The 26,605-nt window shown below is 65.8% G+C and carries 19 protein-coding genes and 1 pseudogene; 8 read left to right on the top strand and 12 right to left on the bottom strand.

The window, feature by feature from the left end; all coding sequences use genetic code 11:
• Nucleotides 1-57: 57 nt before the first annotated feature.
• From JOE69_RS06180 to JOE69_RS06165, 4 genes are all read right to left on the bottom strand, one after another.
• Nucleotides 58-312, bottom strand: coding sequence for a hypothetical protein (locus tag JOE69_RS06180; RefSeq protein ID WP_309796998.1), 255 nt, complete (start codon nt 310-312; stop codon nt 58-60).
• 64 nt (nt 313-376) lie between these two features.
• Complete coding sequence (gene deoC, locus JOE69_RS06175; protein ID WP_309796996.1) at nt 377-1,051, bottom strand: deoxyribose-phosphate aldolase; 675 nt, start codon at nt 1,049-1,051, stop codon at nt 377-379.
• Nucleotides 1,052-1,114: 63 nt separating this feature from the next.
• Complete coding sequence (locus JOE69_RS06170) at nt 1,115-2,872, bottom strand: phospho-sugar mutase (protein WP_309796994.1); 1,758 nt, start codon at nt 2,870-2,872, stop codon at nt 1,115-1,117.
• Nucleotides 2,873-2,950: 78 nt separating this feature from the next.
• Entirely contained in the window at nt 2,951-3,775 is an 825-nt protein-coding gene (locus JOE69_RS06165; protein WP_309796992.1) for a purine-nucleoside phosphorylase, read from the bottom strand.
• Nucleotides 3,776-3,904: 129 nt separating this feature from the next.
• Here JOE69_RS06165 and JOE69_RS06160 point away from each other — a divergent pair, with 129 nt between their 5' ends.
• From JOE69_RS06160 to JOE69_RS06145, 4 genes are all read left to right on the top strand, one after another.
• Nucleotides 3,905-5,302 carry an NAD(P)H-quinone dehydrogenase gene (locus tag JOE69_RS06160; protein ID WP_374709678.1) on the top strand — a complete coding sequence of 466 codons (1,398 nt, stop codon included), beginning with the start codon at nt 3,905-3,907 and terminating at the stop codon, nt 5,300-5,302.
• Between the two features lie 29 nt (nt 5,303-5,331).
• A complete protein-coding gene (locus JOE69_RS06155; protein WP_309796988.1) occupies nt 5,332-5,988 on the top strand; it encodes an enoyl-CoA hydratase-related protein in 657 nt (218 codons plus the stop codon).
• Nucleotides 5,989-6,139: 151 nt separating this feature from the next.
• Nucleotides 6,140-7,291, top strand: coding sequence for a nucleotide disphospho-sugar-binding domain-containing protein (locus JOE69_RS06150; RefSeq protein WP_309796986.1), 1,152 nt, complete (start codon nt 6,140-6,142; stop codon nt 7,289-7,291).
• Nucleotides 7,292-7,458: 167 nt separating this feature from the next.
• On the top strand, nt 7,459-8,856 hold the full coding sequence (locus JOE69_RS06145; RefSeq protein WP_296363959.1) for an MFS transporter: 1,398 nt from the start codon (nt 7,459-7,461) through the stop codon (nt 8,854-8,856).
• Between the two features lie 53 nt (nt 8,857-8,909).
• Here the strand turns inward: JOE69_RS06145 and JOE69_RS06140 are convergent, their stop codons facing one another.
• The 8 genes and pseudogenes from JOE69_RS06140 to JOE69_RS06105 form a co-directional block, all read right to left on the bottom strand.
• The gene (locus tag JOE69_RS06140; RefSeq protein WP_309796984.1) at nt 8,910-10,673 is read right to left on the bottom strand and encodes an acetyl/propionyl/methylcrotonyl-CoA carboxylase subunit alpha; all 1,764 of its coding nucleotides are present in this window, start codon (nt 10,671-10,673) and stop codon (nt 8,910-8,912) included.
• Between the two features lie 128 nt (nt 10,674-10,801).
• Nucleotides 10,802-10,900 (bottom strand): annotated as a pseudogene (locus tag JOE69_RS06135) (DUF779 domain-containing protein); the annotation flags it as partial.
• A 1-nt stretch (nt 10,901) separates the two neighbouring features.
• Nucleotides 10,902-11,537 carry a Maf family protein gene (locus JOE69_RS06130; protein ID WP_374709677.1) on the bottom strand — a complete coding sequence of 212 codons (636 nt, stop codon included), beginning with the start codon at nt 11,535-11,537 and terminating at the stop codon, nt 10,902-10,904.
• Nucleotides 11,534-11,965 (bottom strand): YbjQ family protein, encoded by a 432-nt coding sequence (locus JOE69_RS06125; RefSeq protein WP_296363961.1) that lies wholly within the window; start codon nt 11,963-11,965, stop codon nt 11,534-11,536. Before JOE69_RS06125 ends, JOE69_RS06130 begins: the two co-directional genes overlap by 4 nt.
• 93 nt (nt 11,966-12,058) lie before the next feature.
• Nucleotides 12,059-13,468 (bottom strand): dicarboxylate/amino acid:cation symporter, encoded by a 1,410-nt coding sequence (locus JOE69_RS06120; protein ID WP_309796981.1) that lies wholly within the window; start codon nt 13,466-13,468, stop codon nt 12,059-12,061.
• Nucleotides 13,469-13,612: 144 nt separating this feature from the next.
• Nucleotides 13,613-15,286 carry a DUF885 domain-containing protein gene (locus JOE69_RS06115; protein ID WP_309796980.1) on the bottom strand — a complete coding sequence of 558 codons (1,674 nt, stop codon included), beginning with the start codon at nt 15,284-15,286 and terminating at the stop codon, nt 13,613-13,615.
• Between the two features lie 127 nt (nt 15,287-15,413).
• Nucleotides 15,414-15,677 carry an acyl-CoA carboxylase subunit epsilon gene (locus JOE69_RS06110; protein ID WP_309796978.1) on the bottom strand — a complete coding sequence of 88 codons (264 nt, stop codon included), beginning with the start codon at nt 15,675-15,677 and terminating at the stop codon, nt 15,414-15,416.
• Entirely contained in the window at nt 15,674-17,245 is a 1,572-nt protein-coding gene (locus JOE69_RS06105) for an acyl-CoA carboxylase subunit beta (protein ID WP_296363965.1), read from the bottom strand. The genes JOE69_RS06110 and JOE69_RS06105 overlap by 4 nt, the downstream gene beginning before the upstream one ends.
• Before the next feature lie 286 nt (nt 17,246-17,531).
• Here JOE69_RS06105 and JOE69_RS06100 point away from each other — a divergent pair, with 286 nt between their 5' ends.
• From JOE69_RS06100 to JOE69_RS06085, 4 genes are all read left to right on the top strand, one after another.
• On the top strand, nt 17,532-18,425 hold the full coding sequence (locus tag JOE69_RS06100) for a biotin--[acetyl-CoA-carboxylase] ligase (RefSeq protein ID WP_309796975.1): 894 nt from the start codon (nt 17,532-17,534) through the stop codon (nt 18,423-18,425).
• Nucleotides 18,418-19,086, top strand: a complete 669-nt coding sequence (locus JOE69_RS06095) for a PH domain-containing protein (protein ID WP_309796973.1) — start codon at nt 18,418-18,420, stop codon at nt 19,084-19,086. Before JOE69_RS06100 ends, JOE69_RS06095 begins: the two co-directional genes overlap by 8 nt.
• Before the next feature lie 76 nt (nt 19,087-19,162).
• The gene (locus JOE69_RS06090; RefSeq protein ID WP_309801185.1) at nt 19,163-20,248 is read left to right on the top strand and encodes an adenylate/guanylate cyclase domain-containing protein; all 1,086 of its coding nucleotides are present in this window, start codon (nt 19,163-19,165) and stop codon (nt 20,246-20,248) included.
• A 171-nt stretch (nt 20,249-20,419) separates the two neighbouring features.
• Entirely contained in the window at nt 20,420-26,545 is a 6,126-nt protein-coding gene (locus tag JOE69_RS06085; protein WP_309796972.1) for an Ig-like domain-containing protein, read from the top strand.
• Nucleotides 26,546-26,605 lie beyond the last annotated feature (60 nt).

Raw genomic sequence — 26,605 nt, 5'->3', positions numbered from 1 at the left:
CTGCCTCGCCGGCTCGAAGGTTTCCCGGATTCCGTGGCCCGGCCCGGGATCGGGAGATCAGTGGCCGCGTACCGGCTTGCGGTGCTCCGTGGCGACTTCAGCATCGCTTCCGGTGTCCGAGCGGCCCATGAAGGTCTGCGGAATCCAGACTGAGAGGAAGAACAAGGCGATACCGATCGCGAACGGCCAGACATTGTGCAGGCTGCCGAAGGAGAAGGCGAAAACGCCACCGAGGAAAATGGCGAAGAAGACGATGAAAAGGATCACCGATTGGGTCAAACTGTTTTCGCGCTCGGGTTCGTTACCGGACATGGTTTCCTCCTGGGTTCGGGGTCGGAACAATTCTAAAGCCAAATCGGCATCGCCGCAGGACGGATCAGTACGAACTGGCACCGGTGCCGCCGCCGACGATCGCGATGCCGGAACTTGCCCCGATCCGGTTCGCGCCGGCCGCGATCATGCTCTCGGCGTCTTCCCGGCTGCGGACGCCACCCGAGGCTTTGACCCCCACCGATGGTCCGACGGTGGCCCGCATCAGCTCGACGTCGGCCGCAGTCGCGCCGCCGCCGTTGAAGCCGGTGGAGGTTTTCACGAAGTCGGCACCGGCCTCGACTGCGGCCCGGCAGGCCAGTACCTTCTGCTCGTCGTCGAGCAGCGAGGTCTCGATGATCACCTTCAGGATCGCACCGCCGGCATGCACAGCCTCGGCCACCGCGGCAATGTCGTCCACGAGCGCGCCGTGGTCGCCGGCCCGGGCATTGGCGATGTTGAGCACCATGTCGACTTCGTCCGCGCCGTCCAGGGTCGCGCCGCGGGCTTCGAAGACTTTGACGTCGGTGGGCGTGGCGCCGAGCGGGAAGCCGACGACCGAGCAGGTCAGGACTGCGGATTCGCGCAGCGCCCGGTGCACGGTTTTGACCCAGACCGGGTTGACGCACACCGACTTGAAACCGTATTGCACGGCTTCGGCGCAGACCCGGAGCACATCGGCCTCCGAAGCTTCCGGCTTGAGCAGGGTGTGGTCGATGAAGCTGGCAATGTTCTCGGTCATGGGTTCATTCTTCCAGATGTTTGCCGCCGCGGATCCGCGATCGGGCCGGGCGCGGCCGCCGGCTCAGAGGCCCAGGGCTTCCCGGACGTCTTCCAGCACCGCGTCCAAGGCGGTCCGGGCCTGCTGCCTGGCTTCGGCGAGATCAGCTGCCGAGTCCACCGGCACGATCACCTCGAGGTAGCACTTCAGCTTCGGCTCGGTGCCGCTGGGCCGGATGATCACCCGGGTGTTGTCCTTGGTCAGGTAGAGCAAGCCGTCGGTGGGCGGCAGCTGATCCGAGCCGATCGCGAGGTCAACTGCGGTCTCCACCGGAGAGCCGCCGAAGCTGTCCGGCCCGTGCTCCCGCAACCGGTTCATCATCGCGCCCAGCAGGCCCAAGTCCGCGACCCGCACGCTGAGCTGGTCCGAAACGTGCAAGCCGAAGCGGGCGGCCAGATCGTCCAGCACGTCGAACAGCGTCCGGCCCTCGGCTTTGGCCTGCGCGGCCAGCTCGGCGATCAGCAAAGCCGCGGAAATCCCGTCTTTGTCCCGGACCAGGCCGGGCGCTACGCAATAGCCCAGAGCCTCCTCGTAGCCGTAGTCCAAGCCGGGCACCCGGGAAATCCATTTGAACCCGGTGAGCGTTTCCACGTGCGCGAAGCCGTTGGCGGCGGCGATTTTCGCCAGCAACCGGGAGGAGACGATCGAGTTCGCGAAGACCCCGCGCGGTGCTTCACCGGACTCCGTGCCGGCCCGGGCCACCAGGTGCGCGCCGAGCAGTGCGCCCACTTCGTCGCCGCGGAGCATCCGCCATTGCCCGGTGAGCGGATCGAGCGCAGCAACCGCCGCGCGATCGGCGTCGGGGTCGTTCGCGATCACCAGGTCGGCGTCGACTTCCGATGCGGTCTGCAAGGCCAGGTCGAGCGCCCCCGGTTCCTCCGGGTTGGGGAAGGACACCGTCGGGAAGCTCGGATCCGGGGTTGCTTGGGCGGCGACCAGCAGCACCTCGGCGAAGCCGCCGGCCTGCAGGACCTGGACCGCGGTTTCGCCACCCACTCCGTGCATCGGGGTTAACACGATGTTCAGGTCGCGGGCGGGGAACTGGGCCGGCTGCAGCAGCTCGACCAGGCCCTGCCGGTAGGCCGCGATGATTTCCGGGGCCACCGCGGCCCAGCCGGATTCGGCCAGCGGAATCGACTCGAGCGGTCCGACCGCCGCGATCCGTTCGGCGATCAGCGTGTCGAAGGGCGCGACGATCTGGGCGCCCCGGCCTGCGTCGTCCACCGCACGGCCGCCCAGGTACACCTTGTAGCCGTTGTCCTGCGGCGGGTTGTGGCTGGCGGTCACCATGACCCCGCCTTCGCAACCGAGCGCGCGTACCGCGAAAGCCAGCAACGGAGTGGGCAGCGCCGCGGGCATCAGAAAGGTTTCGATTCCGGCCGCGGTGAGGATCGCGGCGGTTTCCCGGGCGAAGACATCGGAATTGTGCCGTGCATCGAAGCCGACGACGGTGCGCGGCCGGTACGGTTCCGACGCCGCTGCAGCGGTGTCCAGCAAGAATGCGGCGAAACCGGCGGCAGCCCGGCGAACCACGACCCGGTTCATCCGATTGGGGCCAGGTCCCAGGGCGGCACGCAATCCTGCGGTGCCGAATTGCAAGGTGCCACTGAAGGCGTCGGCCAGTTCCTGCCGGGCCTGGGCGATCACGGCGGCATCAGCGTCGGCGTCCTCGAGCACTGCCGCTTCGAGCAACGCGTCGAGTTCTGCCGCGGTGGCTGGATCCGGGTCGCTGGCCGCCCAATCGCGGGCACGGGCGAGCAACTCTGGGCTGATCGGGCTCATGGGTTCAACCTACCGTTCGGTCAAGGTGCTGCGGGGGCTGGATGTTCGCTTGGTTCGCTGCCGGCCGGTTCCGATGGCTCAGAGCTTGCCGATGATCTCGGCGAGCAGCTTGGAAATCCGCGGGCCCGCGGCCTGGCCGGCTTCGATCACTTCGGCATGGCTCAAAGGCACCGGGGAGATTCCGGCTGCCAGGTTGGTCACCAGCGAGATGCCGAAGACCTCCATGCCGGCATGCCGGGCGGCAATCGCCTCCAGCGCGGTGGACATGCCGATCAGATCGGCGCCGATCCGTTTGGCGTACTGGACTTCCGCCGGGGTTTCGTAGTGCGGGCCGGTGAACTGGGCGTAAACGCCCTCCGCCAGGCTCGGATCGACGGCCTTGGCGATGCCGCGCAACCGGGCTGAGTACAGATCGGTCAGATCGACGAAGGTGGCGCCTTCCAAAGGGGAGGCCGCGGTGAGGTTGAGGTGGTCGCTGATCAGGACCGGGGTGCCGGGCTGCCAATCGGGATTGACCCCGCCGCAGCCGTTGGTGAGCACCAGGGTCTTGGCGCCGGCGGCAGCCGCGGTCCGCACGCCGTGCACCACGGCGCGCACGCCTTTGCCTTCGTAGTAATGCGTCCTGGCGCCGAGCACCAAAGCCCGTTTGCCCTGGGCGGTGAGCACCGAGCGGATGGTGCCCACGTGGCCGGCCACTGCGGGAGCGGAGAAGCCGGCGATGTCGCCCGCCTGCAGCGTCGCGGTGGTCTCGCCGATCAATTCGGCGGCTTCGCCCCAGCCGGATCCGAGAACCAGGGCCACGTCGTGCTGCGCGACGCCGGTCTGTTCCGCGATCTGGGCGGCGGCGGCCGCTGCGAGGGCGAAAGGATCGGTCTGTTCGAGGTCTGGATTGAGATTGCTCACGGTGCAAACTTACCTGTTCCCGGCCGCTGGGCACATCCGGGCCGGCCGGTGGCGCCGACTTTGGTTCGGCTCACTTGGTCGCGGCAACCGGATAGGCGAGAATGGGGGACTGTGACGACACCTAGCGATATGAATGTTCCGTCCCTGGCGATTCTTGGCGGTGGCCCGGGCGGATACGAAGCTGCGATGGTGGCCGCGGCGCTGGGCGCCCAGGTGACGATCGTCGAACGCAATGGTTTGGGCGGCTCCGCCGTCCTGACCGATGTGGTCCCGTCGAAAACCTTGATCGCGACCGCAGACGTGATGAACCGCTTCGAAGGCGCGACCGACCTCGGCGTGCGCTTCGACGTCGACGGCGGGGACTGCGTACCGTTGATGCGCGCGGACCTGAAGCAGGTCAACGACCGGCTGCTCGGCTTGGCCCGGGAACAGTCGGCGGACATCAAAGCGGGCCTGGAGCACGCAGGGGTCCGGATCATCATCGGCCAAGGCACCATGCTGGACCACCATACGATCGAGGTGACCACGGAAGACGGCGTCGAGCAGATCACCGCGGACGCGATCCTGCTCGCGGTCGGCGCGCATCCGCGCGAGCTGCCGACGGCGAAGCCGGACGGCGAACGGATCCTGAACTGGGCGCAGATCTACGGATTGACCGAACTCCCGCGCGAACTGATCGTGGTGGGTTCCGGGGTCACCGGGGCCGAATTCGCCTCGGCCTACAACGGCCTGGGCTCACGGGTGACCTTGATTTCGTCGCGCGACCAGGTGCTGCCCGGTGAGGACTCGGATGCCGCCGAAGTGCTGGAGGACGTCTTCGAGCGCCGCGGCATGACGGTGCTTTCCCAATCCCGGGCCGAGTCGGTGGAACGCACCGAAGACGGGGTGCTGGTCACGCTTTCCGACGGCCGCCAAATCAGCGGAACGCACTGCTTGGTCTGCGTCGGCTCGATTCCGAATACCGAGGGCATCGGCCTGGAGGCCGCCGGGGTGGCGCTCACCGAGTCGGGCCACATCAAGGTCGACGGGGTTTCCCGGACCTCGGCACCGCATATTTACGCGGCCGGCGATTGCACCGGGGTGCTGGCTTTGGCCTCGGTGGCCGCAATGCAGGGAAGGATCGCAATGGCGCACCTGCTCGGTGACGGATTGCGCCCGCTCAAGCTGACCCAGGTGGCGTCGAATATTTTCACCTCGCCGGAAATCGCTTCGGTGGGCATCTCGGAAGCGGATCTGGAGTCCGGCAGGTACCAGGGCGATGTGGTCAAACTGCCGCTGCAGACCAACGCCCGGGCGAAAATGCGCAATGCGAAAGACGGGTTCATCAAGATCATCGCCCGCAAGGGGTCCGGCACCGTGATCGGCGGCGTGGTGGTCGGCGCAAATGCCTCGGAACTGATTTTCCCGATCGCCATCGCGGTGACGCAGAAATTGCACGTGGACGATTTGGCCAACACCTTCACGGTTTACCCGTCGTTGTCCGGCTCGATCTCCGAAGCCGCGCGGCGGCTGCACGTGCACATGTAAAACCGGCAGACACCGAAAGGACTTCATTGATGCAGGAAATCTTGGCACACCGCGACGGAATCGCTTTCCTGGCCTTGGGAACCGATGAGAACCGTTTCAGCGAGGCCTGGCTCACCGCCGTCGAGGCCGCGCTCGAAGAAGTCGTCAGCAGCGACTCCTCGGTTCTGGTGACCAGCGGTGCCGGTAAGTTCTTCTCGAACGGCCTGGATCTGGAATGGGTGCAGCAGCATCTGGACCAGTTCAACGACTATGCGGCCCGGGTCCAGGTGTTGTTGGCCCGCTTTCTCACCTTGCCGGTGCCGACCGTCGCCTTGGTCAACGGACATGCCTTCGGCGCCGGTGCCATGCTGGCTTTGGCCCACGACTTTCGGATCATGCGGGTGGACCGCGGCTACTTCTGCTTCCCGGAAGTCGACATCAAGATCCCCTTCACCCCCGGGATGACAGCCCTGATCCAGGCGAAACTGACCCCGCAGGCGGCAGTGGCCTCGATGGTCACCGGACAGCGGATCTCCGGTGCCGATGCGGTGCATTGGGGAATCGTGGACCGGGCGGTTTCCGAAACCGAGCTGGCAGCCGCAGGGCAAGAACTGGCGGCTTCGCTGCTGGGCAAAGACCAGGACACCCTGGGCACGATCAAGTCCAGGCTGTTCGAATCCGCGGCGGCTTCGCTGCGCACCTTCTGAACAGGGTTCGGTTCTCCGGGGCAGGTTGCCCCTTCGGGTAGTCCTTGGTGCAGGGTCCGGGCAGCCAAATGGCAGATCGCCTTCCGGAGCCGGTCGTCGTTGGTAGATTCCAGAAACCGAATCCCAGGAGTCCACCGAAGAGCAGCCACCGATGACTGAATCTGCCAGCGCATCCACCCCGCACATTCTGATGGCTTCGGTGCCGGCAGCCGGCCATGTCTACCCCCCCCATCTGGAAGTGATTCGGGGCTTGGTGGGTGCGGGCTACCGGGTCAGCTATCTGATGGGCGACGCGTTCCGGGACGCCGTGCAAAGCACCGGGGCGGACTTCCTCGAATACGACAGTGTTTTTCCGCGGTTGGGCGGGGCCAGCAAACGGAACGGGCCGGAAACCGACCGGCCGGACCTGGTGCTCCATGACACGGGAGCACCGGTTGCCGGGTTCTCCGCCGAAAAGCTGGGGATCCCGGCGATAGCCCTGGAAGCCGCGTTCGCGTTCTGGGACGGTGCCGAACAAGAACTGCTCCAGCAGATGGGCGGCGTCGACCTCGCCGATCCCCGGGTCGCGGAGTTGCGCGCGGCGCAACGGCGGATGTTGGGCGAATACGGCCTCGAAGCCTGGAGCGAGCGGTTCAGCTTCGATTCCCGGCCCAAGAAATCGCTGTTGTTCATTCCGGAGGCTTTGCAGCCGCAACCGGAAAAACTGGATCGCTGCGTCTACCACTTTGCGGGCGTTGCGATCAGCACGTCGCAGAGCGAGCTGGCCTGGGCCGCGCCGGCCGGCAAGAAACTCATGCTGATTTCCCTCGGCTCCATTGTGACCCAGAACGCTCCGTTCTACCGGGCGTGCATGGAGGCTTTCGGCGGGCTGGCCGGATGGCATGTGGTGCTGCAGATCGGGCCGCTCACCACGGTCGAGGAGCTGGGCGAGATACCGGCGAACGTCGAAGTGCATCATTGGCTGCCGCAAGTGGCGATCCTGAAGCGGGCCGACGTTTTCCTCACCCACGCCGGGATGGGCGGTTCGCGGGAGGGGCTCGCTTTGGGCGTGCCGATGATCGCGGCGCCGCAAGCCGTGGACCAGTTCCAGAATGCGGACTCCCTGGTCGCTGCCGGAGTCGCGGCCAAGGTCGACGGATTCGAGGTGACTGCCGCCGAGTTGCGCGCCGCTTTGGCTGCGGCGCAGCAGCCGGCGATCCGCGAACGCTCGCGGGAGATCGCCCGGGAGATGGCAGAGCAGGACGGCGTCCGATTCAGCCTGGAGTTCATCGCCTCGCTGCTGGCTGACAAAGTAGCGGTCTAGCGCCGCCCGCGCCGTCCAAATAATGGACATGCCGTCCGAGGGTTGGAAGTTTCCGGTGCCCACGGGTCTACGATGACTAGATCATTGAGGACGCGGCAGCCTCGCAGCATGGATTCCGGGGGGAGTCCGATAAGCGCGTGGCTGTCTTTAGTGGAAAGCTCGCAGCCATGTCGACAGCAAAAACCGAAATACCCCAGGCGAACACACGAGGGCGTGTGATCGTAGCAAGTCTGATCGGAACCTCGATCGAGTTTTACGACTTTTACGTCTACGCGACCGCTGCAGTTCTGGTGTTCCCCAAGCTGTTCTTCCCCAATGCCGACGACGTCACGCAACTGCTCAGTTCCTTCGCGGTGTTCGGCGTGGCCTTCGTGGCCCGGCCACTGGGCTCGATCCTGTTCGGCCACTTCGGCGACCGGTTCGGACGCAAGGGGACCTTGGTCGCGTCACTGCTCACCATGGGCGTGGCGACGTTCCTGATCGGCTGTCTGCCGACCGCGCAGGTGCCGGGCTGGGAATTCTGGGCCCCGGCCCTGCTCGTGGTATTCCGCTTCGCCCAGGGCTTGGCGCTGGGCGGCGAGTGGAGCGGTGCGGCCTTGCTGGCCACGGAAAACGCGCCGCGGAACAAGCGTGCGATCTACGGCACTTTCCCGCAGCTCGGCGCGCCGATCGGTTTCATCCTGGCGAATCTGTTGTTCCTGGTGCTCAACGTCACGTTGCCGGCGGACGCTTTCGCGGCTTGGGGCTGGCGGATTCCGTTCCTGGCCAGCGCGGTGATGGTGGTGATCGGCCTCTACGTCCGGCTCAAATTGGTGGAGACGCCGGCCTTCCAAAAAGTCGTCGACCAAGGCGAAGTCTCCAAGCTTCCGATCGGCCGGGTTTTCCGGACCAGCTGGTGGCAGGTCATCCTCGGCACCTTCATCATGCTGGCGACCTATGTGCTGTTCTACCTGATGACGACCTTCACCCTGACCTTCGGCACCACCGCCGCCAGCCTGGATGCGGCCAAGGCGGCGGCAGAGAAGGCCGGCAAACCGATGAGCCAAACCGCGATTGAAGCCTTCGTGCCGGGTCTGGGCTACAGCCGCAACGACTTCCTGCTGATGTTGATCATCGGCGTGGTGTTCTTCGGCATCTTCACCTTGGTCGCCGGGCCGATGGCGGAAAAGTACGGGCGCCGCAAGTCGCTTCTGGTGGTCACCGGGTTGATCTTCCTGTTCGGGCTCTGTTTCGTGCCCTTGGTGGCAGGCGGCTTCGTCGGTGCGATGGCCTGGCTGATCATCGGGTTCACCCTGATGGGGCTGACCTTCGGCCCGATGGGCGCGTTCCTACCGGAACTCTTCCCGACCAATGTGCGCTATACCGGTTCTGCGGTGAGCTACAACCTCGCCAGCATTCTGGGTGCCGCCGTCGCCCCGTTCATCGCGGTGGCCCTGTGGCAAGCAGCGCAGGGGAGTACCTGGCTGGTCGGCGTGTATCTGAGTTCGATGGCGGTGCTGACCCTGATTGCGCTCTACCTGTCCAAGGAGACCAAGGACGCCGACCTGGTGGCGCAGTCCAGCTAGCCGACTTCCCCGGAAAAGGCGCGGGGTCGGTGGAGTGCTTCCGGTGCGTCGGGTCAGTCTTCGATGGTGGCGATGACCGATCCGGCGGAGACCGTGTCGCCAGCTGAGGCGGAGAGGCCGTGAACCGTGCCGGCCCGGTGCGCGGTGAGCGGCTGTTCCATCTTCATCGCCTCGAGCACCACGATCAAATCGCCTTCGGCGACCGCATCGCCATCGGCCACCGCGACCTTGACGATGGTGCCCTGCATCGGCGAAGTCAGGGCATCGCCGTCAGCATTGCTGGCGGTCGCGCCCCGGGCCCGGCCCGATTTTTTGGGCTTGGCCTTGGCCGCCGAGGCGCGTCCGGCCGCGGCCAGCGTGGCAGGCAGGACCACCTCGAGCCGTTTGCCGCCCACCTCGACCGTGACGCGTTGCCGCTCGCCGTCATCGTCCGTGTCGGCTGGCGCACCCGGCACGAAGGCGGGCAGGTCGTTCACGAAGTCGGTCTCGATCCAGCGGGTGTGCACACTGAACGGTTCGCTCGTGAAAGCCGGATCGCTGACCACCGCGCGGTGGAACGGCAGCACCGTGGGCATGCCGAGGATCTCCATCTCGGCCAGGGCGCGGCGCGAACGTTCGAGCGCCTGTTGCCGGGTCGCTCCGGTGATGATCAACTTGGCCAGCATCGAGTCGAAATTGCCGCCGATCACCTCGCCGGCTTCGATCCCGGAATCCACCCGGACGCCCGGACCGGTGGGCAGTTTCAGGGTCTCCACGGTGCCCGGGGCGGGCATGAAATTCCGTCCCGGATCCTCTCCGTTGATCCGGAACTCGAGCGAATGGCCGCGTACTTGCGGATCGCCGTAACCCAACTCCTCGCCGCGCGCCAGCCGGAACTGTTCGCGGACCAGGTCCAGGCCGGTGACTTCTTCGGAGACCGGGTGTTCCACTTGCAGCCGGGTGTTCACCTCGAGGAACGAAATCACCCCGTCCTGGCCGACCAGGAACTCGCAGGTTCCGGCGCCTTGGTATTCGGCTTCTTTCAAGATGGCCTTGGACGCGGCGTACAGGCGCGCGTTCTGGTCTTCGCTCAGGAAAGGCGCCGGTGCCTCCTCGACGAGCTTTTGGTTCCGACGTTGCAACGAGCAATCCCGGGTGGAGACCACCACGACATTTCCATGCGCATCGGCCAGGCACTGGGTTTCCACGTGCCGGGGCGAGTCCAGGAAGCGTTCCACGAAGCATTCGCCGCGGCCGAAGGCGGCTACTGCCTCGCGCACGGCGGATTCGTAGGATTCCGCGATGTCCGCCCGGTCCCGGACCACTTTGATGCCGCGTCCGCCGCCGCCGTAGGCGGCCTTGATCGCCAAGGGGAGACCGAATTCGTCCGCGAAGTCGAGGACTTCCTGGGTGTTCTGCACCGGGTCCTTGGTGCCCGGCACCAAGGGCGCGCCGACCTTTTCCGCGATGTGCCGGGCCTGGACTTTATCGCCCAACTTCGAAATCGCGGCAGGCGACGGGCCGATCCAGGTCAGGCCGGCGTCGATCACCCGTTGCGCGAACTCGGCGTTCTCCGACAAGAAGCCGTAACCCGGGTGCACGGCATCGGCACCGGAGCGCTGTGCGGCGTCGAGGATTTTGTCCATCACCAGATACGATTCGGCGGCGCTCTGCCCACCCAGGGCCCACGCCTCATCGGCCAGTCGGACGTGCAGGGCATCGCGGTCAGGCTCGGCATAGACCGCGACCGAGGCGATGCCTTCGTCCCGGGCGGCACGGATGACGCGGACGGCGATTTCGCCGCGGTTGGCGATCAAGACCTTGGTGATAGTGGGCACAAAGACTCCTTCTTCTCACCCTGGAGCCTATCGGTTTTGGGAGGGTCTCGCGCATGGACCATGCCCATTCTGCGGGTTATTCCCGGGTTTTTTGTAGAGAGTCTACAAAAGCCCGGAAATCCGCCAGATCAATCGGAGTGCGCTGCCGGTTCGAAGCCATCGACCAACCGGGACCGGATCAAAAAGCGGACGCCCTCTGGAGCTTCTACGGAGAAACCGCTGCCCTGTTTAGTCGACGGTTGCGGGCTGCGGCCAGAACTCCGTGATGCTCATCCCGTGCTGCGCCAGCAGCTCGCGCAGCGTCGAAACCGACAAGCCGACGACGGCGTGCGGATCGCCGTCGACTCCGGTGACGAACGCGCCGCCCAAACTGTCGATGGTGAACGAGCCGGCCACCTCCAACGGTTCGCCGGTGGCGACATAAGCATCGATTTCGGCTTCGGACATCGGGGCGAAATGCACCGTGGCCGAGGCCAGCGCACCCACGCCGGCACCGTCGACGCCGCTGCGGTTGTCCACCAGCCAGTGCCCGGTGTGCAGCACCCCGGAACGGCCGCTCAGCTCGGTGATCCGCTGCTTCGCCACCGCGGCGAGATGCGGTTTGCCGTACGCGACGCCGTCGAATTCGAACACCGAATCACAGCCCAGGACCAGGGCCCCGGCGGCCTCCGGCAGCGCGGACACGGCTTCGGCTTTGGCCCGGGCCAGGAGCAGGGCGGTCTCCTGCGGGCTGGGCTCTCCGGCTGCCGCAGTCGCCGCGTCTTCGTCCACCGCGGAGACCATGACCGTGTGCTGGATCCCGGCCTGGCCGAGCAGCGCGGTGCGTGCCGGGGAGGCCGAGCCGAGGATCAATCGCGCAGTCACCAGGCTTGTTGCACGTTCTGCGGCATGGCCGGAGCCTGCGGCTGTTGCGGTGTCTGCGGGTTCGCGGCCAGATAGGCGGATTGGCCGGTTGCCCCGGGCTCGCCTTCGGCGAGCGGGATCACATAGGCGGCGGTTCCGTACGCGCAGACCTCGGTCCAGGTCTGCCCCATCTCGGAAGTGTCGAATCGCATCGCGATGATCGCGTTGGCACCCTTTTGCTGGGCCTCCGCAACCATCCGGTTCATCACTTCGTGGCGGCTTTCGTAGAGCGCCTTGGTCATTTCCGGCAATTCACCGCCGCCCAGTGAGCGGAAGCCGGCGGTGATGTTCGCGCCGATGTTCCTGGCCCGGACGGTCAAGCCCATCACTTCGCCGAAAATCGCATCGATTTTGTAGCCTGGAACGTCATTGCTGGTGACGATGATCATGGATGCCCCTTTGAACGTGGAAAACCTCGCAAGTCAGCGTATCCCAGGGCCGCCGCGATGCCCTAGGAAATTTTCCGGGTCCAGGCTGTGCGGTTACTGTTGGTGTCCGGGCGCCACCGGTTCGGCCGCGTGGCTGCGGGCCTCGTCGCTGCGGTCGTCATCCGCGAACGGGGTGCCGGTGCGTGGTGCGTTGTACAGTGCCAGATCCAGGATGCCTTGGCGTTTGGCCACCAGAGTCGGGACCAGCGCCTGGCCTGCGACGTTGACCGCGGTGCGGCCCATGTCCAGGATCGGATCGATCGCCAGCAGCAAGCCGACGCCGGCCAACGGCAGCCCCAGGGTGGACAAGGTCAGGGTGAGCATCACCACGGCCCCGGTAGTGCCGGCGGTGGCTGCGGAGCCCAGAACCGAGACCAGCACGATCAGCAGATACTGCCCGAAGTCCAGGTTGATGCCGAAGAATTGCGCCACGAAGATCGCCGATATGGCCGGATAAATCGCGGCGCAGCCGTCCATCTTGGTGGTCGAACCGAGCGGCACCGCGAACGAGGCGTAACCGCTGGGCACACCGAGATTGCGCTCGGTGACCCGCTGGGTCAGCGGCATGGTGCCCACTGAGGAGCGTGAGACGAAGCCCAGTTGCACGGCGGGCCAGACGCCGGAGAAATATTGTTTGATGCTCAGGCCGTGGCCGCGCACCAGGACCGGGTAGACCACGAAGAGCACCAAGGCCAAGCCGAGGTAGATCGCGACGGTGAATTTGCCCAGGGAGCCGATGGTGTCCCAGCCGTAGCTCACCACTGCGTTGCCGATCAGCCCGACGGTGCCCAGGGGCGCCAGCCGGATGATCCACCAGAGTACTTTCTGGATCACGGCGAGTGCCGAGGCCGTGAAATTCAAGAACGGTTCGGCTTTGGCACCGACTTTCAGCGCGGCGATGCCGATCGCGATCGCGATGACCAGGATCTGCAGGACATTGAAGCTGACCGAGGTGCTGACTGCGCCGCCGTCGGACACGGACGACGAAGCGCCCAGGCCCAGGAAGTTCTTCGGCACCAGGCCGGTCAGGAAGGACCACCAGTCGCCGGTCTTGCCTTTGTAATCGGCGGGGGCCTGCTGTCCGGTACCGGATCCCGGCTGGAACAGCACGCCCAAGGCGATGCCGATGAGCACCGCGATGAACGAGGTGATCGCAAACCAGACCAGGGTGTTCCAGGCCAGCCGTGCGGCGTTGGAGACCTGGCGCAGATTCGCGATGGAGCCGACCACCGCGGTGAACACCAATGGCACGACGGCGGCTTGCAGCAGGTAGACGTAGTTGCTGCCGAGTGTGGCCAGGGTGCTGGAGAGCCCGTTCGGCGAGGACTTGCTGGCGCCGAGCGAACGGGCCAGCAGGCCCAGGACCAATCCGAGGATCAGGGCGGCGATGATTTGGAAACCGAAAGACGAGGCCCAACGGGGCAGTCTCCGGCCGGGTGCGATGCGATGCGGGGCGGTAGTCACCAGGAAACGGTAGGCGGGGCGATTCCTGAATGCCAGCTGTGATTGCGGAATATGACGTTTCCGCGTTCGGGATACGTCGAGTGGCCAGTTCTGCAGCCTATTCGGGCTTCGAAGCCTGCAGAACTGGCCACTCGACGGGGGGGCTTAGCCGAGCAGCGCCTGCTTGAGCACATCCAGCGGCAGACCGCCCAGGTTCAGTGCTTCAGTGTGGAACGCCTTGACGTCGAAAGCCTCGCCTTCGCGCTTTTCCCGCTCGGCGCGGATTTCCTCCCAGAGCTTTTGGCCGACCTTGTACGACGGCGCCTGGCCCGGCCAGCCGAGGTAGCGCAAGTACTCGAAGTTGAGCTGGCCTTCGGACATGTCGAGATTGGCTTGCAGGAACTCCCGACCGCTTTCCGGGGTCCAGGTGCCGGTGCCCCAGCGTTCCGGGATTTCCAGTTCCAGGTGCACGCCGATGTCGAAGACCACCCGGGCGGCGCGGGTGCGTTGCCCGTCCAGCATGCCCATTTTGTCGCCCGGATCGGCGAGGTAGCCGAGTTCGTCCATCAGCCGTTCGGCGTACAGCGCCCAGCCTTCGCCGTGCCCGGAGACCCAGCAGAGGTTTCGCCGCCACATGTTCAGCAACCCGCTCTGGTACGCGGCCGTGGCGCACTGTAAGTGGTGGCCGGGCACGCCTTCGTGGTAAACCGTGCTGACCTCGCCCCACGTGGTGAAGGAGTCTTCGCCTTCCGGTACGGACCACCACATCCGGCCCGGACGGGAGAAGTCGTCACTGGGCGGGGTGTAGTAGACGCCGCCGTCCTGGGTCGGTGCAATCATGCACTCGAGCTTTTTCATGATTTCCGGGATCTCGAAATGAACGTCGGCGAGTTCCCGCACCGCAGTATCGGAGAGCTCCTGCATCCAGGACTGCAGGGCGTCCGTGCCGTGCAGCTGGCGGGCCGGGTCGTGGTTCAGGATCGCTTTGGCTTCGGCGATGCTTGCGCCGGGCTTGATCTGCTCGGCCACCGCTTCCTGCTCGGCGATCAGCCGGTCGAGTTCGGCGACGCCCCAGCGATAGGTCTCTTCCAGGTCCACAGTCGCGCCGAGGAAACTGCGCGAGGCGAGCGCATAGCGTTCGCGTCCGACGGCGTCCTTCTCCGGCGCTGTCGGGAGCAGCTCGGTTTCCAGGAAGTTGGCCAGTTTGCGGTAGCCGGCTTTGGCTTTTTCCGCACCTTCGTGCAGATCGCCGCGCAGTTCGTCTCCCACTCCGGCGCCGGCAACCAGCTGGTCGAAGAAGCCGCCGTCCTCGGCGTAGCGATTGGCTTGTTCGATGACGATCTTGACCTGCCGGGCGGCGGCGACCTTGCCGTCGGCCCGGGCCGCGGAGAGGGATTCGAGATATCCCCCGATCGCCGCTGGGACGTTGGCCAACCGGCCCGCAATGTGCCCCCATTGTTCTGCGGTCTCGGTGGGCATCAGATCAAAGATCGCCCGGATCTCCTGGGTCGGTGAGGCGATGTTGTTCAGATCGGCTAGCGTCCAGCCGGTTTCATACGTCTCGATTTCCAGGCCGAGCCGTTCACGCATGGCGGCCAGGGTCACCCGGTCGACGTCGTCGACGGGCTGCAGCGTGGCGAGCTGGGTCAGCGTCTGTTCGGCCAGCGCGTGCAGGGCGGCCAGTCCTACGGGGGAGTAGTCGTGGTATTCGGTTTCATGGCCCGGGATGCCAAGGGTGGTGGCGAGATCCGGGAGCAAGTCGAAGAGCTGCCGGCTGTATGCTTCGGCGGCTTCATCGATGGCGGACGGGGTGCGAGTTGGTTTGGTGTTCTCAGTCACACTGCGAGCATATTCGGCACCGCCGGTTTGAGATAGTCAGGCGGCTTTCGGATAGCCGTTTGGCGGCCAAGCGGCTATCCGAAACGCAAGACGCTATCCGAAACGGTATCTCGGTTGGGGTGTCTGCTTAGCGCCAGGCGCTGCGGCGCCAGGACCCGGGGCCGGGGGCCGGTGCCAACCGCAACCGATTGCGGCGAGCCCAGCTGCGTCCGGAGCTCGCCGAGCCGGCGTCGTCGTCGGATCCGGACTCCGGGCCGCCGGCCAAAGTGAGTACGACGGCGGTCAGCGCCGCGAGTTCGACGGCATCCGGATCGCCTTTCGCCACCTGGAACAGCGGCGTATCGGGGGTGTCCTCAAGCAGCGAAGGTTGGGATGGGCGGGTGGGGATCATAGCGGAATGTTCCCGTGTTTCTTGGCCGGCAGCGCGGCACGCTTGTCGCGCAATGCGCGCAAGCCGCGGATCAGTTTCAACCGGGTCTCCGAAGGCGCGATCACCGCGTCGACGTAGCCGAGTTGCGCGGCCTGGTACGGGTTGAGCAATTCTTCTTCGTACTGCTGGATCAGCTCGGCGCGCAGTGCTTCGGCGTCGTCGGCGGCTGCCAGTTCCCGGCGGTACAGGATGTTCACCGCGCCCTGGGCTCCCATCACGCCGATCTGCGCGGTGGGCCAGGCCAGGTTCAAGTCGGCACCGAGTTTCTTCGAGCCCATCACGATGTAGGCGCCGCCGTAGGCTTTGCGGGTGATCACGGTCAACTTGGGCACCGTGGCTTCGGCGTAGGCGTAGAGCAGCTTCGCGCCGCGGCGGATGATGCCCTGGAATTCCTGGTCTTTTCCGGGCAGGAACCCGGGCACATCGACCAAGGTCAGGATCGGGATGTTGAAGGCGTCGCAGTGCCGCACGAAGCGCGCGGCTTTTTCCGAGGCGTTGATGTCCAGTGTTCCGGCGAACTGCATCGGCTGGTTCGCCACCACGCCCACGGTCTGCCCTTCGACCCGGCCGTAGCCGATCATCACGTTCGGCGCGTACAACGACTGCATCTCCAGGAAATGCCCGTCGTCGACGATGCTTTCGACCAGGGTGCGCATGTCGTAGGGCTGATTCGCCGAATCCGGGATCAGCGTGTCCAAGGCGAGGTCGGCCTCGTCGAGTTCGAGTTCCTGGTCGTGTTCGGTGGGCGGGGCTTCGGAAAGGTTGTTCGAGGGCAGGAAATCGAGCAGCTCGCGGACGAATTCGATGGCGTCGGTTTCGTCCGCGGCCAAGTAGGTCGACGTGCCCGTGGTGGCATTGTGCTGGCGCGCGCCGCCGAGCGTCTCCATGTCCACGTCTTCGCCGGTGACGGTTTTGATCACGTCGGGTCCGGTGATGAACATGTGCGAGGTCTTGTCCACCATCACCACGTAATCGGTGAGCGCGGGCGAGTAGGCCGCACCGCCGGCCGAAGGCCCCATGATGATCGAAATCTGCGGCACTACGCCCGAGGCATGCACGTTGTTGCGGAAAATATCCGCGAACATCGCCAGCGAGGCCACGCCTTCCTGGATCCGGGCGCCGCCCCCGTCCAGAATGCCGACCACCGGGCAGCCGTTGCGCAAGGCGAATTCCTGGACTTTGACGATTTTCTCGCCGTTGACCTGGCTGAGCGATCCGCCGTATACCGAGAAATCCTGGCTGTAGACGGCGACCAGACGACCGTCCACGGTGCCGTAGCCGGAGACCAGACCATCGCCGAGCGGCTTCTTCTTCTCCATCCCGAAGGCGCTGGAGCGGTGCACGGCCAAGGCGTCGAACTCGACGAACGAATCGGGGTCCATCAACAGCTCGATGCGTTCGCGCGCGGTGTGCTTGCCCCGGGCGTGCTGTTTCTCGATCGCTTCCGGACCTGAAGGCTGGGCCGCCTGCGCGATCCGATCACGGAAATCGGCGATCTTGCCCGCGGTGGTGGTCAGGTCATGGCTCATGCGTTCGGTTCCGCCTCGTGATCGACTCGAATTTAGCTGTTTCCTCTAAATCAAACCCTAGTTTAGTCAGTCGTCGATGGGGGGCAGATGTAGAAAACCTACAAAAATACGAAGCACATCATGGCAAGTTACTAGGCGGTAACGCATTCGCAATATCCGGTTTACCCTGAAACCGCGCCCGGACACCGAGTCTCCGGTGCAACGCCCGGGCGGTGTGCTCCGAGCAGCGCATCACCGCGCCGGCCCGGTCCGCAGCTCCACAACCGCGCCCAGATAGGATCGAAACATGAATCTTCCGGCTCAGGAATCGCGGCAAGCCCTTGACGCTGAACGGCTGCGGTCGGAACTCACTGCGCCGCGCGGCCCGTTGGGCCGGTTCGAATGGGCGGCGCAGACCGGTTCGACTAATGCCGATCTGGTGGCCGCAGCCACCGCGGACCCCGATGCCTGGCCGGATTTGAGCCTGCTCACCGTCGAAGCCCAGCAATCCGGCAAGGGCCGTTTGGAGCGGCCCTGGAAGACCCCGGTAGGCGGCGCCCTGGCGATCAGCCTGGTACTCCGGCCGCGCGGGGTTCCGGTGGACTCTTTGGCCTGGCTCTCCATGCTGAGTGCGGTCGCGGTCTGCCGCACGCTCCGGCCGGCCGGCGTCGACGCGTGGATCAAGTGGCCCAACGACGTGCTCGCCGTCGATGCGGCCGGCCAGGCCAAGAAGATCTGCGGCATCCTGGCGCAATTGGTACTGCTGCCCGGACGGGATCCGGCGGTGGTCCTGGGCACCGGGATCAACGTTTCGCAGGATCGGGCGGAGCTGCCCACGGAAACCTCGACCTCCTTGCTGGTCGAGGGAAGCCGGGTTCTGGACCGGAATATCCTGTTGCAGGAATATGTCCGGAGCTTCACGGCCGGCTATCAGCGTTTCGTCGCGGCCGGCGGAAATCCGCAACGCCAGTCCGAAGGCTTCCCGGCGTTGGCGCAAGAAGTCGCTTCGATGATGCTCACGCTGGGCCAACAGGTGCGCGCCGAGCTGCCGGACGGCAGCTACCGCTGTGGCCGGGCCAGCGGAATCGATGCCCAGGGGGCGCTGCTGATCACCGATCCCGAGGGTACCAGCGTGGCGGTTTCCGCAGCCGATGTGGTGCACTTGCGCCGGGCTGACGTGCAAGGCATCGGTTATGCGTAATTGGCTGGTGCCCGGCGAGCAGGTGATCGTGCTCAGCCGGCCGCAGGCCAAGCGGCTCGCCTGGCCGGCCGTGGTCATGATCCTGCTGCCCACGGTCTTGGGCGTGGCGTCCGCCTGGTTGAGTCGGGCCCGTTGGGCTCCCGGCTGGGAACCGTGGCGGCCCACGGTGAGCCTGCTCGCGGGCCTCGTGGTGCTGGTGATCCTGCTGTTCTATCCGGTTCGCAAGTATCTGCAGTGGCTGGCCACCAAATACATCCTCACCAGCCGCCGGTTGGTGCTGCGCAGCGGGATCCTGGTCCGCAGGCATCAGGACATCCCGTTGTTCTCGGTGCGAACGCTCAGCGTTCGCCAAGGCGTCCTGCAGCGAATATTTCGCTCCGGGAATATAACCTTGGTTTCGGGGATCGACGACGCGGTCCGGGTCCGGGACGTGCCCGAAGTACTGAAGTTCAAAAACCTGGCGCTCGAGGCTATCGCGGAGCTGCCGCATTCGGCGCTGCTCGGCGATGATGCGCGGGCTTCTGGCCCGGCGGCAGGCCAGTATCCGGGTGAACCGCGTCCTGCCGACCGCTACCGGATTGATCCGTTCGCCGGCGACGCCGGACGAACCAGGGAAGCAGAAGGAGGGGAACGTTTTGGAACCGAGCCATACCGGCGCTGAGCCGGCCGATGCGTTCCTGCCGCAGAATCTGAGCGGGCCGGAGGACGCACCGGCCGATGCCGAGGAACCGGCCGCCGTGCCGAGCCTCGCGGAACAGACGCCCCCGGACGGTGCGGTGCCCAGCGCGCTGCGGCGCGACGTCCGGGCGTTGGAGGCGCAATTGCTCGGCGGCGAGCGCAGTTTGCACCGGCGCGAGGTGGCCGCCTCCGCGGGGGTCTCACTGCTCTCCGCCCGGAAGATCTGGCGCGCTCTGGGTTTCCCCAACCTCGGTGATGCGGACAAGGCCTTCACCCCGAATGACGAAGTGGCCTTGCGCCGGATCATCGACTTGGTCCGGGCCGGCAAACTGACCGAGGATGCGGCGATTTCGCTCACCCGCGCGGTCGGCCAGATGACCGATCGGATCGTGGTCTGGCAGGTCGAAGCGATGGTGGAGGACCTGGTGGCGGCCCGCGGGCTCAGCGATGCCCAGGCGAGGCAGGAACTGGTCACGATCCTGCCCGAGCTGGTCGAACCGCTGCAGGAGATGCTGGTCTACGCCTGGCGGCGCCAGCTCGCCGCGGGAGTGCAGCGGATGGCGGTCCGGGCGCAGTCCGGATTGGATGCGAGCGAAGAGGGCCGCGACGGCGACGAAGACGATGCGCCGTTGCCGTTGGCCCGGGCCGTCGGTTTCGCGGATCTGGTCAGCTACACCGCACTGTCCCGGCGGATGAACGAAAAGACGCTCGCCCAATTGGTGCAGCGCTTCGAGAACAAATGCGCGGAGATCATTTCGGTGGGCGGCGGCCGGCTGATCAAGACCATCGGCGACGAAGTCCTGTACACCGCGGAGACCCCGGTGGCCGGCGCGGAGATCTCGCTCGCCTTGGCCCAGGCTTTCGACGACGACGAGTTGCTCCCGCAAGCCAGAGTGTCGATGGTCTGGGGCCGGATCCTGTCCCGACTGGGCGACATCTACGGGCCCACCGTCAATTTGGCCGCGCGGTTGACTGCGTTGGCGGAGCCCGGCACGGTGCTGGTCGACGACGTCACGGCGGCTTCGCTGGCCGACGACGACAGATACGTGTGCCAGCCCCTGCCGGAGCAGAACATCCGCGGTTTCGGCGACGTCCGACCGATTCTGCTCAGCCGTGGCCGCGGCACCGGTTTGGTCCTGGACTGAGCTTCCCGCGCCGGGAGGCGTTCCCGGCCGTCGGACGGGCCGATGGGGAGTTGTCCCCATTGCACCGAACGTGCCTTTGGGGGCAGACTGGTAGCCGGTGTTAGTCCAAGGTATAGGCGAACCTTGGCCGAGCACTACGGGGCAAGCAATCCGAGGAAGTTCTGACCTGATATGACATTGGCGAGTATTTCGAAGAGTTTGAAGGGGCGTTCCCGGCTCATCACGGCGAGTTCGCTGACCGTGGCCGGCGCCGTCGTGGTGGCCGGCGCGGTGATCTATCCGGGATTCACCACTGCCGATGTCAATCTCAACGACGGCGGGATTTGGGTCACCAACCGGAGCAAGAACCTGGTCGGGCACCTGAACTACCAGTCGAAAACGCTCGACGGCGGGTTCACCGCGACCTCGCAGGGCTTCGACGTGTTGCAGCAGGCCAGCAACGTTTTCATGGACAATGACTCGGGTTCGGTGCTGGCCGGCGTGGACGTGCCGGAGATGGCCTTGCAACCGGAGACCAAGCTCGGCGGCAGCAAACAGGTGGCACTCGGCACCGGCGTTCTCGCCCTGGTGGACAAGAGCAAGAAGCGGGTCTGGGCGACCAATGCGGCCACCGCCGGGTCTTTCGACGACAAGAACAGCAAACCGTTGTTGGACAATCTGGCCAATCCGGCCGCCGTCGTCGGATTCGACGACACGGTGTATGCGGTGGATGGAAAGGGCGGCAAGCTCACCACCGCGACCCTGGACGCCAACGGCGCGGTGCAGGAACAACGAACCAGCACCATCGAGGGGCTGGACACCGACGCGAACCTGCAGATCACCGTGGTCGGCGGCAAACCGGTGGTTTTCGACGCCAGCGCGGCGAAGCTGTACCTGCCCGGGAACAAGACGGTATCCGTGGAGCAGGCCAGGGGCGCGCTCTTGCAGCAACGCGGCGCGGACGCCCCGTTCGTGGCGATCGGCACCGCGAAGGGGCTGATCGAACAACCGCTGGACGGCTCCGCCGCGAGGACTTTCGAGCTGCCGGCCACCGGTACGCCGGCAGCCCCGGTGCAGCAGTCCGGCTGCGTGCACATGGCCTGGGGCGGGGCCAACAAATACCTGCGTTACTGCGAAGGCAGCGACAACCAACTGCAGGATGTGCCCAAGACCGTGCCCGGCGCGCAATTCGCCTTCCGGCAGAACCGGGACATCGTGGTGCTCAACGACGTCACGGCCGGCACCGTCTGGCTGGTCAACAAGTCGATGGTCATCGTGGACAATTGGCAGGATCTGGAGACCCAGACCAAAAACAGCCTCGACGCGCAGAAGGATTCTGCGGATCCGAATTTCGTGAACACGTTGCCGGACCGGTCCAAACCGAACCGGCCGCCGAATGCGGTCGCGGACGAATTCGGCGTCCGGGCCGGCAAGACCACTTTGTTGCCGGTGCTCTACAACGATTCGGACCCCGACGGCGACTTGCTCACCGTGGAGCCGCCCAAAGAGCAACCCGCGATCGGCCAGCTGCAGACCGTTTACGGCGGCACCGGGCTGCAGCTGACCGTACCCGCGAACACCGGAATCGGCTCCGGGCAATTCGGCTACACCGCGGTCGACGGGCGGGGCGGCACCGCAGTGGCCCCGGTGTCGGTCCGGGTGGTCCCGGACGCGGAGAATTCCCCGCCGGAACTCAAACGCGCCACGACGCTGGTGCTGGAGCAGGGCCAATCGATGACGCAGAACATCCTCAGCGACTGGCTTGATCCGGACGGCGACGACATCTTCTTGACCGCGGCCACCTCCGACGACGGCTCGGCCCAACTGAAGACCACGCCGGACGGCGTGCTGACGTACTCGGATCTGGGCCAGGGCGCCGGGATCAAGACCATCACGGTGACGGTTTCCGACAGCCGGGCGCAGACCCAGAAACAGCTCACGGTCAACGTGAAACCGGCCGGTTCGGTGCCGCCGATCGCCAACGCGGACTTCGTCCGGACCACCGTGGGCCAGGAAATCACCATCGCCCCGCTCAAAAACGACATCGACCCTTCCGGCCAGGGTTTGCGGCTGAGCAGCATCGAGCGGACCAATACCGCGGAGATCTCGAATCCGGCGGACAACGGCACCTTCACCTTCAAGAGCAACACCGCGGGCCAGATCTACCTGGTCTACCAGGTCAGCAACGGCCCGCAGAGTTCCACCGGACTGATCCGGGTCGATGTCGCCGAAGCGCAGGACCAGAGCCCGCCGATCGCGGTCAAGGATTTGGCGTTGCTGCCCTCCGGCGGTTCGACGCTGGTCGACGTGCTCGGCAACGATACCGATCCGGGCGGCGGAGTCCTGGTGGTCAAATCGGTCACCGCGCCGAAGGGCGCCGCGATTTCGGCGACCGTGCTCGATCACAATGTGGTCAAAATAGTGGATTTGCGCGGTCTGACCGGAACCGCGGAACTCAGTTACGTGGTCTCCAACGCCTACGGCTCCAGCACCGGCCAGATCAGCGTGCTGCCGATTCCCAAGCCGGCGAAACTCGCGCCGCCGGTGACCAAACCGGATGAAGCCACGGTGCGGGTGGGCGATGTCGTGAACATCCCGGTGCTCGCGAACGATTTCGACCCCAATGGGCAACCGCTCAAATCGCCGCAGATCGTCCAGGCGCCGGACGCCGCGAGCGGCAAGTTGTTCGTGGACCAGGACCAGCTGCGCTTCGTCGCAGGCGAGGCCCCGGGGACCGTGAACGCGGTGTACAAGGTCTACAACGGACTGGACAGCGGCTCTCCGCAGTTCGACTCGAGCACGGTCACGATCCGGATTCTGCCCGCGGACGGCGGGCGCAATCAGGCTCCGGTGCCCAAAGCGCTCACCGGTCGCGTGATCGCCGGTTCCACGGCGAAGATCCAAGTCCCGCTGGACGGCATCGATCCGGACGGCGACTCGGTGCAATTGGTCGGCGTGGAACAGGCGCCGAAGCTGGGCACCGCGTTGCTCGGCAGCAATTACCTGCAATATAGTGCGGCGGCCAGCTCGGCCGGCACCGATGTGTTCAGCTACCGGGTCCGGGACCGGCTCGGTGCCGAAGCCGTCGCGACGGTGCGGGTGGGCGTCGCCCCGGCCGAGGTGCAGAACCACCCGCCGGTGGCCGCTGACGATGTGATTTCGATGCGCCCTGGCCGCAACGTCTCTCTCGACGTGCTGCTCAACGACTCCGATCCGGACGGGAACGCGCTGCGCGTCGATCCGGACCGTTTCGAAGGCCCCCAGGAGATGAATCCGCGGATGAGCGAACAGGGCCGGGTGATCCTGACCTCGCCGAAAGATCCTGGCATCTACACGATGAACTACACGATCACCGACGGCGCCGCGACTTCGAACGCCAATATCAAGATGACCGTGAGCCCGGAGGCCCCGCTGAAAGCTCCGATCGCCCGCGACGACCACGTCACGGAGCAGGAGACCCTCGGCAAAACTGCGGTAGACGTTCCGGTGCTCAAAAACGACGAGGATCCGGACGGTACCGTCGAAGAACTCAAACTCGAGGTCGACCCGGGCAACCCGACCGCCACGGTCACCGGTACCCGCACGATCAAGGTCGATCTGGCCCAGGACGCCCAGGTGATCCCGTACACGGTCACCGATGTGGACAACAACAAGGCGACCGCGCTGATCTGGGTGCCGGGATTGGGCAAGCAGTACCCCGCGCTCGCGGACAGCACTCCGTTGGAAGTCGTCGCGGGCAACAGCGTGAGCCTGGACCTCAACCGCTATGTCAAAGTACGCCAACGCCGCTCGCCCCGGATCACCCAGCTCGACCGGGTGGCGCTGATCGGTGCGCCCAGCGGGGGAGCGGCGTCGGAGAGCGGCACCTCGATCGAGTACAAGTCCGATGCGGCGTTCTACGGCCTCGGCTCGATCACCTTCGAAGTGACCGACGGCAACGGGCCCAACGACCCGGAAGGATTGAAGTCGACATTGACCGTGATGGTCGACGTCAAGCCCAACCCGAACAACAACCGGCCGCCGATGTTCAACGGGAGCACCGTCGAGGTGGCCAAGGGCGAGCCCGTGGAGCTGGGGCTGGGCAATCTGGCCAAGGACCCGGACCCGGACGACAACGCCAAGCTCGCCTTCGATTTCGACGGCGACCGGCCGAAGAATTTCGATGTCTCGTTGAGCGGGCAGACCTTGAAGGTCTCCGTGAAAGGCGACGTCGCCCCGGGCAGTACCGAAGCCCTGCCGATGAAGGTCTCCGACGGCAGCAACCCGGCGGTCAAGGCTACGCTCACCCTGGTGGCGACGTCCACCAACAAACCGCTTGCCGTGGCCAACGACGACATCGTGCCGGATGCGCTTGCGGGCCGGAGCCAGGACCTGAGCGTGCTCGCCAATGACGTGAATCCGTTCCCGGAGACCGCCTTGAAGATCATCGGCGTCGCGGTCGAATCCGGTGGGGGCGCGGTGCAGGCGAGCACCGACGGCAGCAAAGTCACGGTGGGCACCGATGAGAACTTCAAAGGCAACGCCGTGATCCGCTACACCGTGGCGGATGCCACCAACGACAGTGCCCGCCAAGTCACCGGACGGGTCCGGATGAACGTCAAGGGCAAGCCGGAAGCTCCGGCGACCCCCCGGGTGAACGAGGTCAAGGACCACGCGGTGCTGCTGAACTGGGCGCCCTCGGCGGACAACGGGTCGCCGATCACCAGCTATACGGTGCGCAACTCCGGCGGAGCAGCCGAGCAGCAGTGCGCCGCCAATACCTGCCTGATCACCGGGCTCAGCAACGGCACGTCCTACACCTTCACGGTCGTGGCGAACAACGCGGTGGGTGCCTCCCCGGCGTCGCCGGCTTCCGCTCCGGCGATCCCGAACCGGGCGCCGGACACCCCGAATCCTCCGGCAGCGGTGTTCGGGGACAAGCAGATCACGGTGAACTGGAGCACCCCCACCGGTGATTTCACCCCGGTGAGCAAATTCGACCTGGAGATCTCACCGGCCCCGAGCGGACAGAACGGGCAGAAGAGCGGGATCGTCGGGAACAGCGTGGTCTGGAGCGGGCTGAGCAACGGCACCGCGTACACCTTCCGGATCCGGGCGATCAACTCCGCCCCGGAGCCCTCGCAGTGGAGCGCGTACTCCGCCCCGGAAACGCCGGCCGGAGTGCCAGCCGCACCCGGCGCGCCGAGCGCCCAGCCCGGGCAGCGGGTGGCTGGCAACACCACATTCTCGGTGTCCTGGAACAAGGCTGACGGCAATGGCGACAACAATCTGAGCTACACGCTCAACGTGCTTCAGAAGGGCGCCGTGGTCCGCACGCTCCCGCCGCAGACGCCCACCAACGCAGTGGTGGAGCTGCCGTATTCCGCGGACACCTACACCTTCACGGTGACCGCCACGAACAAGGCCGGCAACTCGCCGGCCAGTGCGCCCTCGGCTCCGCAGCGTTCGGTCAGCAAGCCCGCGCAAATGGCGGCGCCGTCGATCAAGGCGGCGAACACCGGCGGCTCCGGGGGCCAGGTGCAGGTGTTCTTCACCCCGCTGGACGCCAGCCAGCTGAACGGTTCTTCGCCGAACGAAATCAGCTACTACGCCAATGTGCTCAACGGCGGCAGCGTGGTGAAACGTGGAGTGCCCCTGGCCAAATCCGGGGATACCGTGCCCGCGGCCAATGGCTCGGAGGCCTCGGTGTCGGTGTATGCGAGTTCCCGGGCGTACCCGGACGCCGGCGACGCTTCGGCGCCGTCGAACCGGCTGCAGCCCTATGGCCAGCCGGGCACCCCGGCGGTGAGCGGCAACGACGGCCCGGAAGGTTCCACCAACGTGACTTTCAACTGGTCCCCGCCGGGTAACGCCGACGTCGATCGCTTGGAAATCAGCATCGACGGCGGCGGATGGGAAAACGTCGGCCGGGGCAGCGGCAGCCGCACCGTGGGCGACGGCAACAACCAGACGCACACGATCAACGTGCGCAGCATCAACTCGGTGGGCACTGCGGGGCCGGTGGCGTCGCAATCCGCACGCACCGGGGCGCCCAAGCCGACCGGCGCGGTGATCCAGGTGAAAGCGGGCACGGTGAACACCTGTCTCGAGGAGCGCAGCGGAAACGGGGTGAGCAACAATTACTCGGACCCGCCGCCGGTCTGCCGCTCGAAATGGCTGCCGGAGAACACCCCGGTCACCGTGGGTTGTTTCATCACCACGGGCAGCGCACGGGTCTGGTACCGGATCGACAGCCCCGCCGAGTACGCCGGGCGGTTCCGTTGGGTCCGCGCGGACACCACGACGAAGCCGAATCCGGCCGGTCTGCCGGCGTGCTGAGCCGCAGCCCTGACGCAGACCGGGTGCTTGGCAGGCCCGAAGAACATTGCAAGAATCAGT

This window comes from Arthrobacter russicus, from assembly GCF_031454135.1.
GTDB classification, from domain to species: Bacteria; Actinomycetota; Actinomycetes; order Actinomycetales; family Micrococcaceae; genus Renibacterium; species Renibacterium russicum.
The sequence above is the reverse complement of the archived record's forward strand: the minus strand, read 5'-3'. Positions and strand labels throughout refer to the sequence as shown.

Bases quoted from the DNA above. Each gene is read 5' to 3' on its own strand.
- JOE69_RS06170 (WP_309796994.1), bottom strand. From the start codon at position 2,872: ATGAGCCCGATCAGCCCAGAGTTGCTCGCCCGTGCCCGCGATTGGGCG.
- JOE69_RS06110 (WP_309796978.1), bottom strand. From the start codon at position 15,677: ATGATCCCCACCCGCCCATCCCAACCTTCGCTGCTTGAGGACACCCCC.
- JOE69_RS06150 (WP_309796986.1), top strand. From the start codon at position 6,140: ATGACTGAATCTGCCAGCGCATCCACCCCGCACATTCTGATGGCTTCG.
- JOE69_RS06125 (WP_296363961.1), bottom strand. From the start codon at position 11,965: ATGATCATCGTCACCAGCAATGACGTTCCAGGCTACAAAATCGATGCG.
- JOE69_RS06095 (WP_309796973.1), top strand. From the start codon at position 18,418: ATGCGTAATTGGCTGGTGCCCGGCGAGCAGGTGATCGTGCTCAGCCGG.
- JOE69_RS06155 (WP_309796988.1), top strand. From the start codon at position 5,332: ATGCAGGAAATCTTGGCACACCGCGACGGAATCGCTTTCCTGGCCTTG.
- JOE69_RS06145 (WP_296363959.1), top strand. From the start codon at position 7,459: ATGTCGACAGCAAAAACCGAAATACCCCAGGCGAACACACGAGGGCGT.
- JOE69_RS06100 (WP_309796975.1), top strand. From the start codon at position 17,532: ATGAATCTTCCGGCTCAGGAATCGCGGCAAGCCCTTGACGCTGAACGG.
- JOE69_RS06085 (WP_309796972.1), top strand. From the start codon at position 20,420: ATGACATTGGCGAGTATTTCGAAGAGTTTGAAGGGGCGTTCCCGGCTC.
- deoC (WP_309796996.1), bottom strand. From the start codon at position 1,051: ATGACCGAGAACATTGCCAGCTTCATCGACCACACCCTGCTCAAGCCG.
- JOE69_RS06105 (WP_296363965.1), bottom strand. From the start codon at position 17,245: ATGAGCCATGACCTGACCACCACCGCGGGCAAGATCGCCGATTTCCGT.
- JOE69_RS06160 (WP_374709678.1), top strand. From the start codon at position 3,905: ATGAATGTTCCGTCCCTGGCGATTCTTGGCGGTGGCCCGGGCGGATAC.
- JOE69_RS06180 (WP_309796998.1), bottom strand. From the start codon at position 312: ATGTCCGGTAACGAACCCGAGCGCGAAAACAGTTTGACCCAATCGGTG.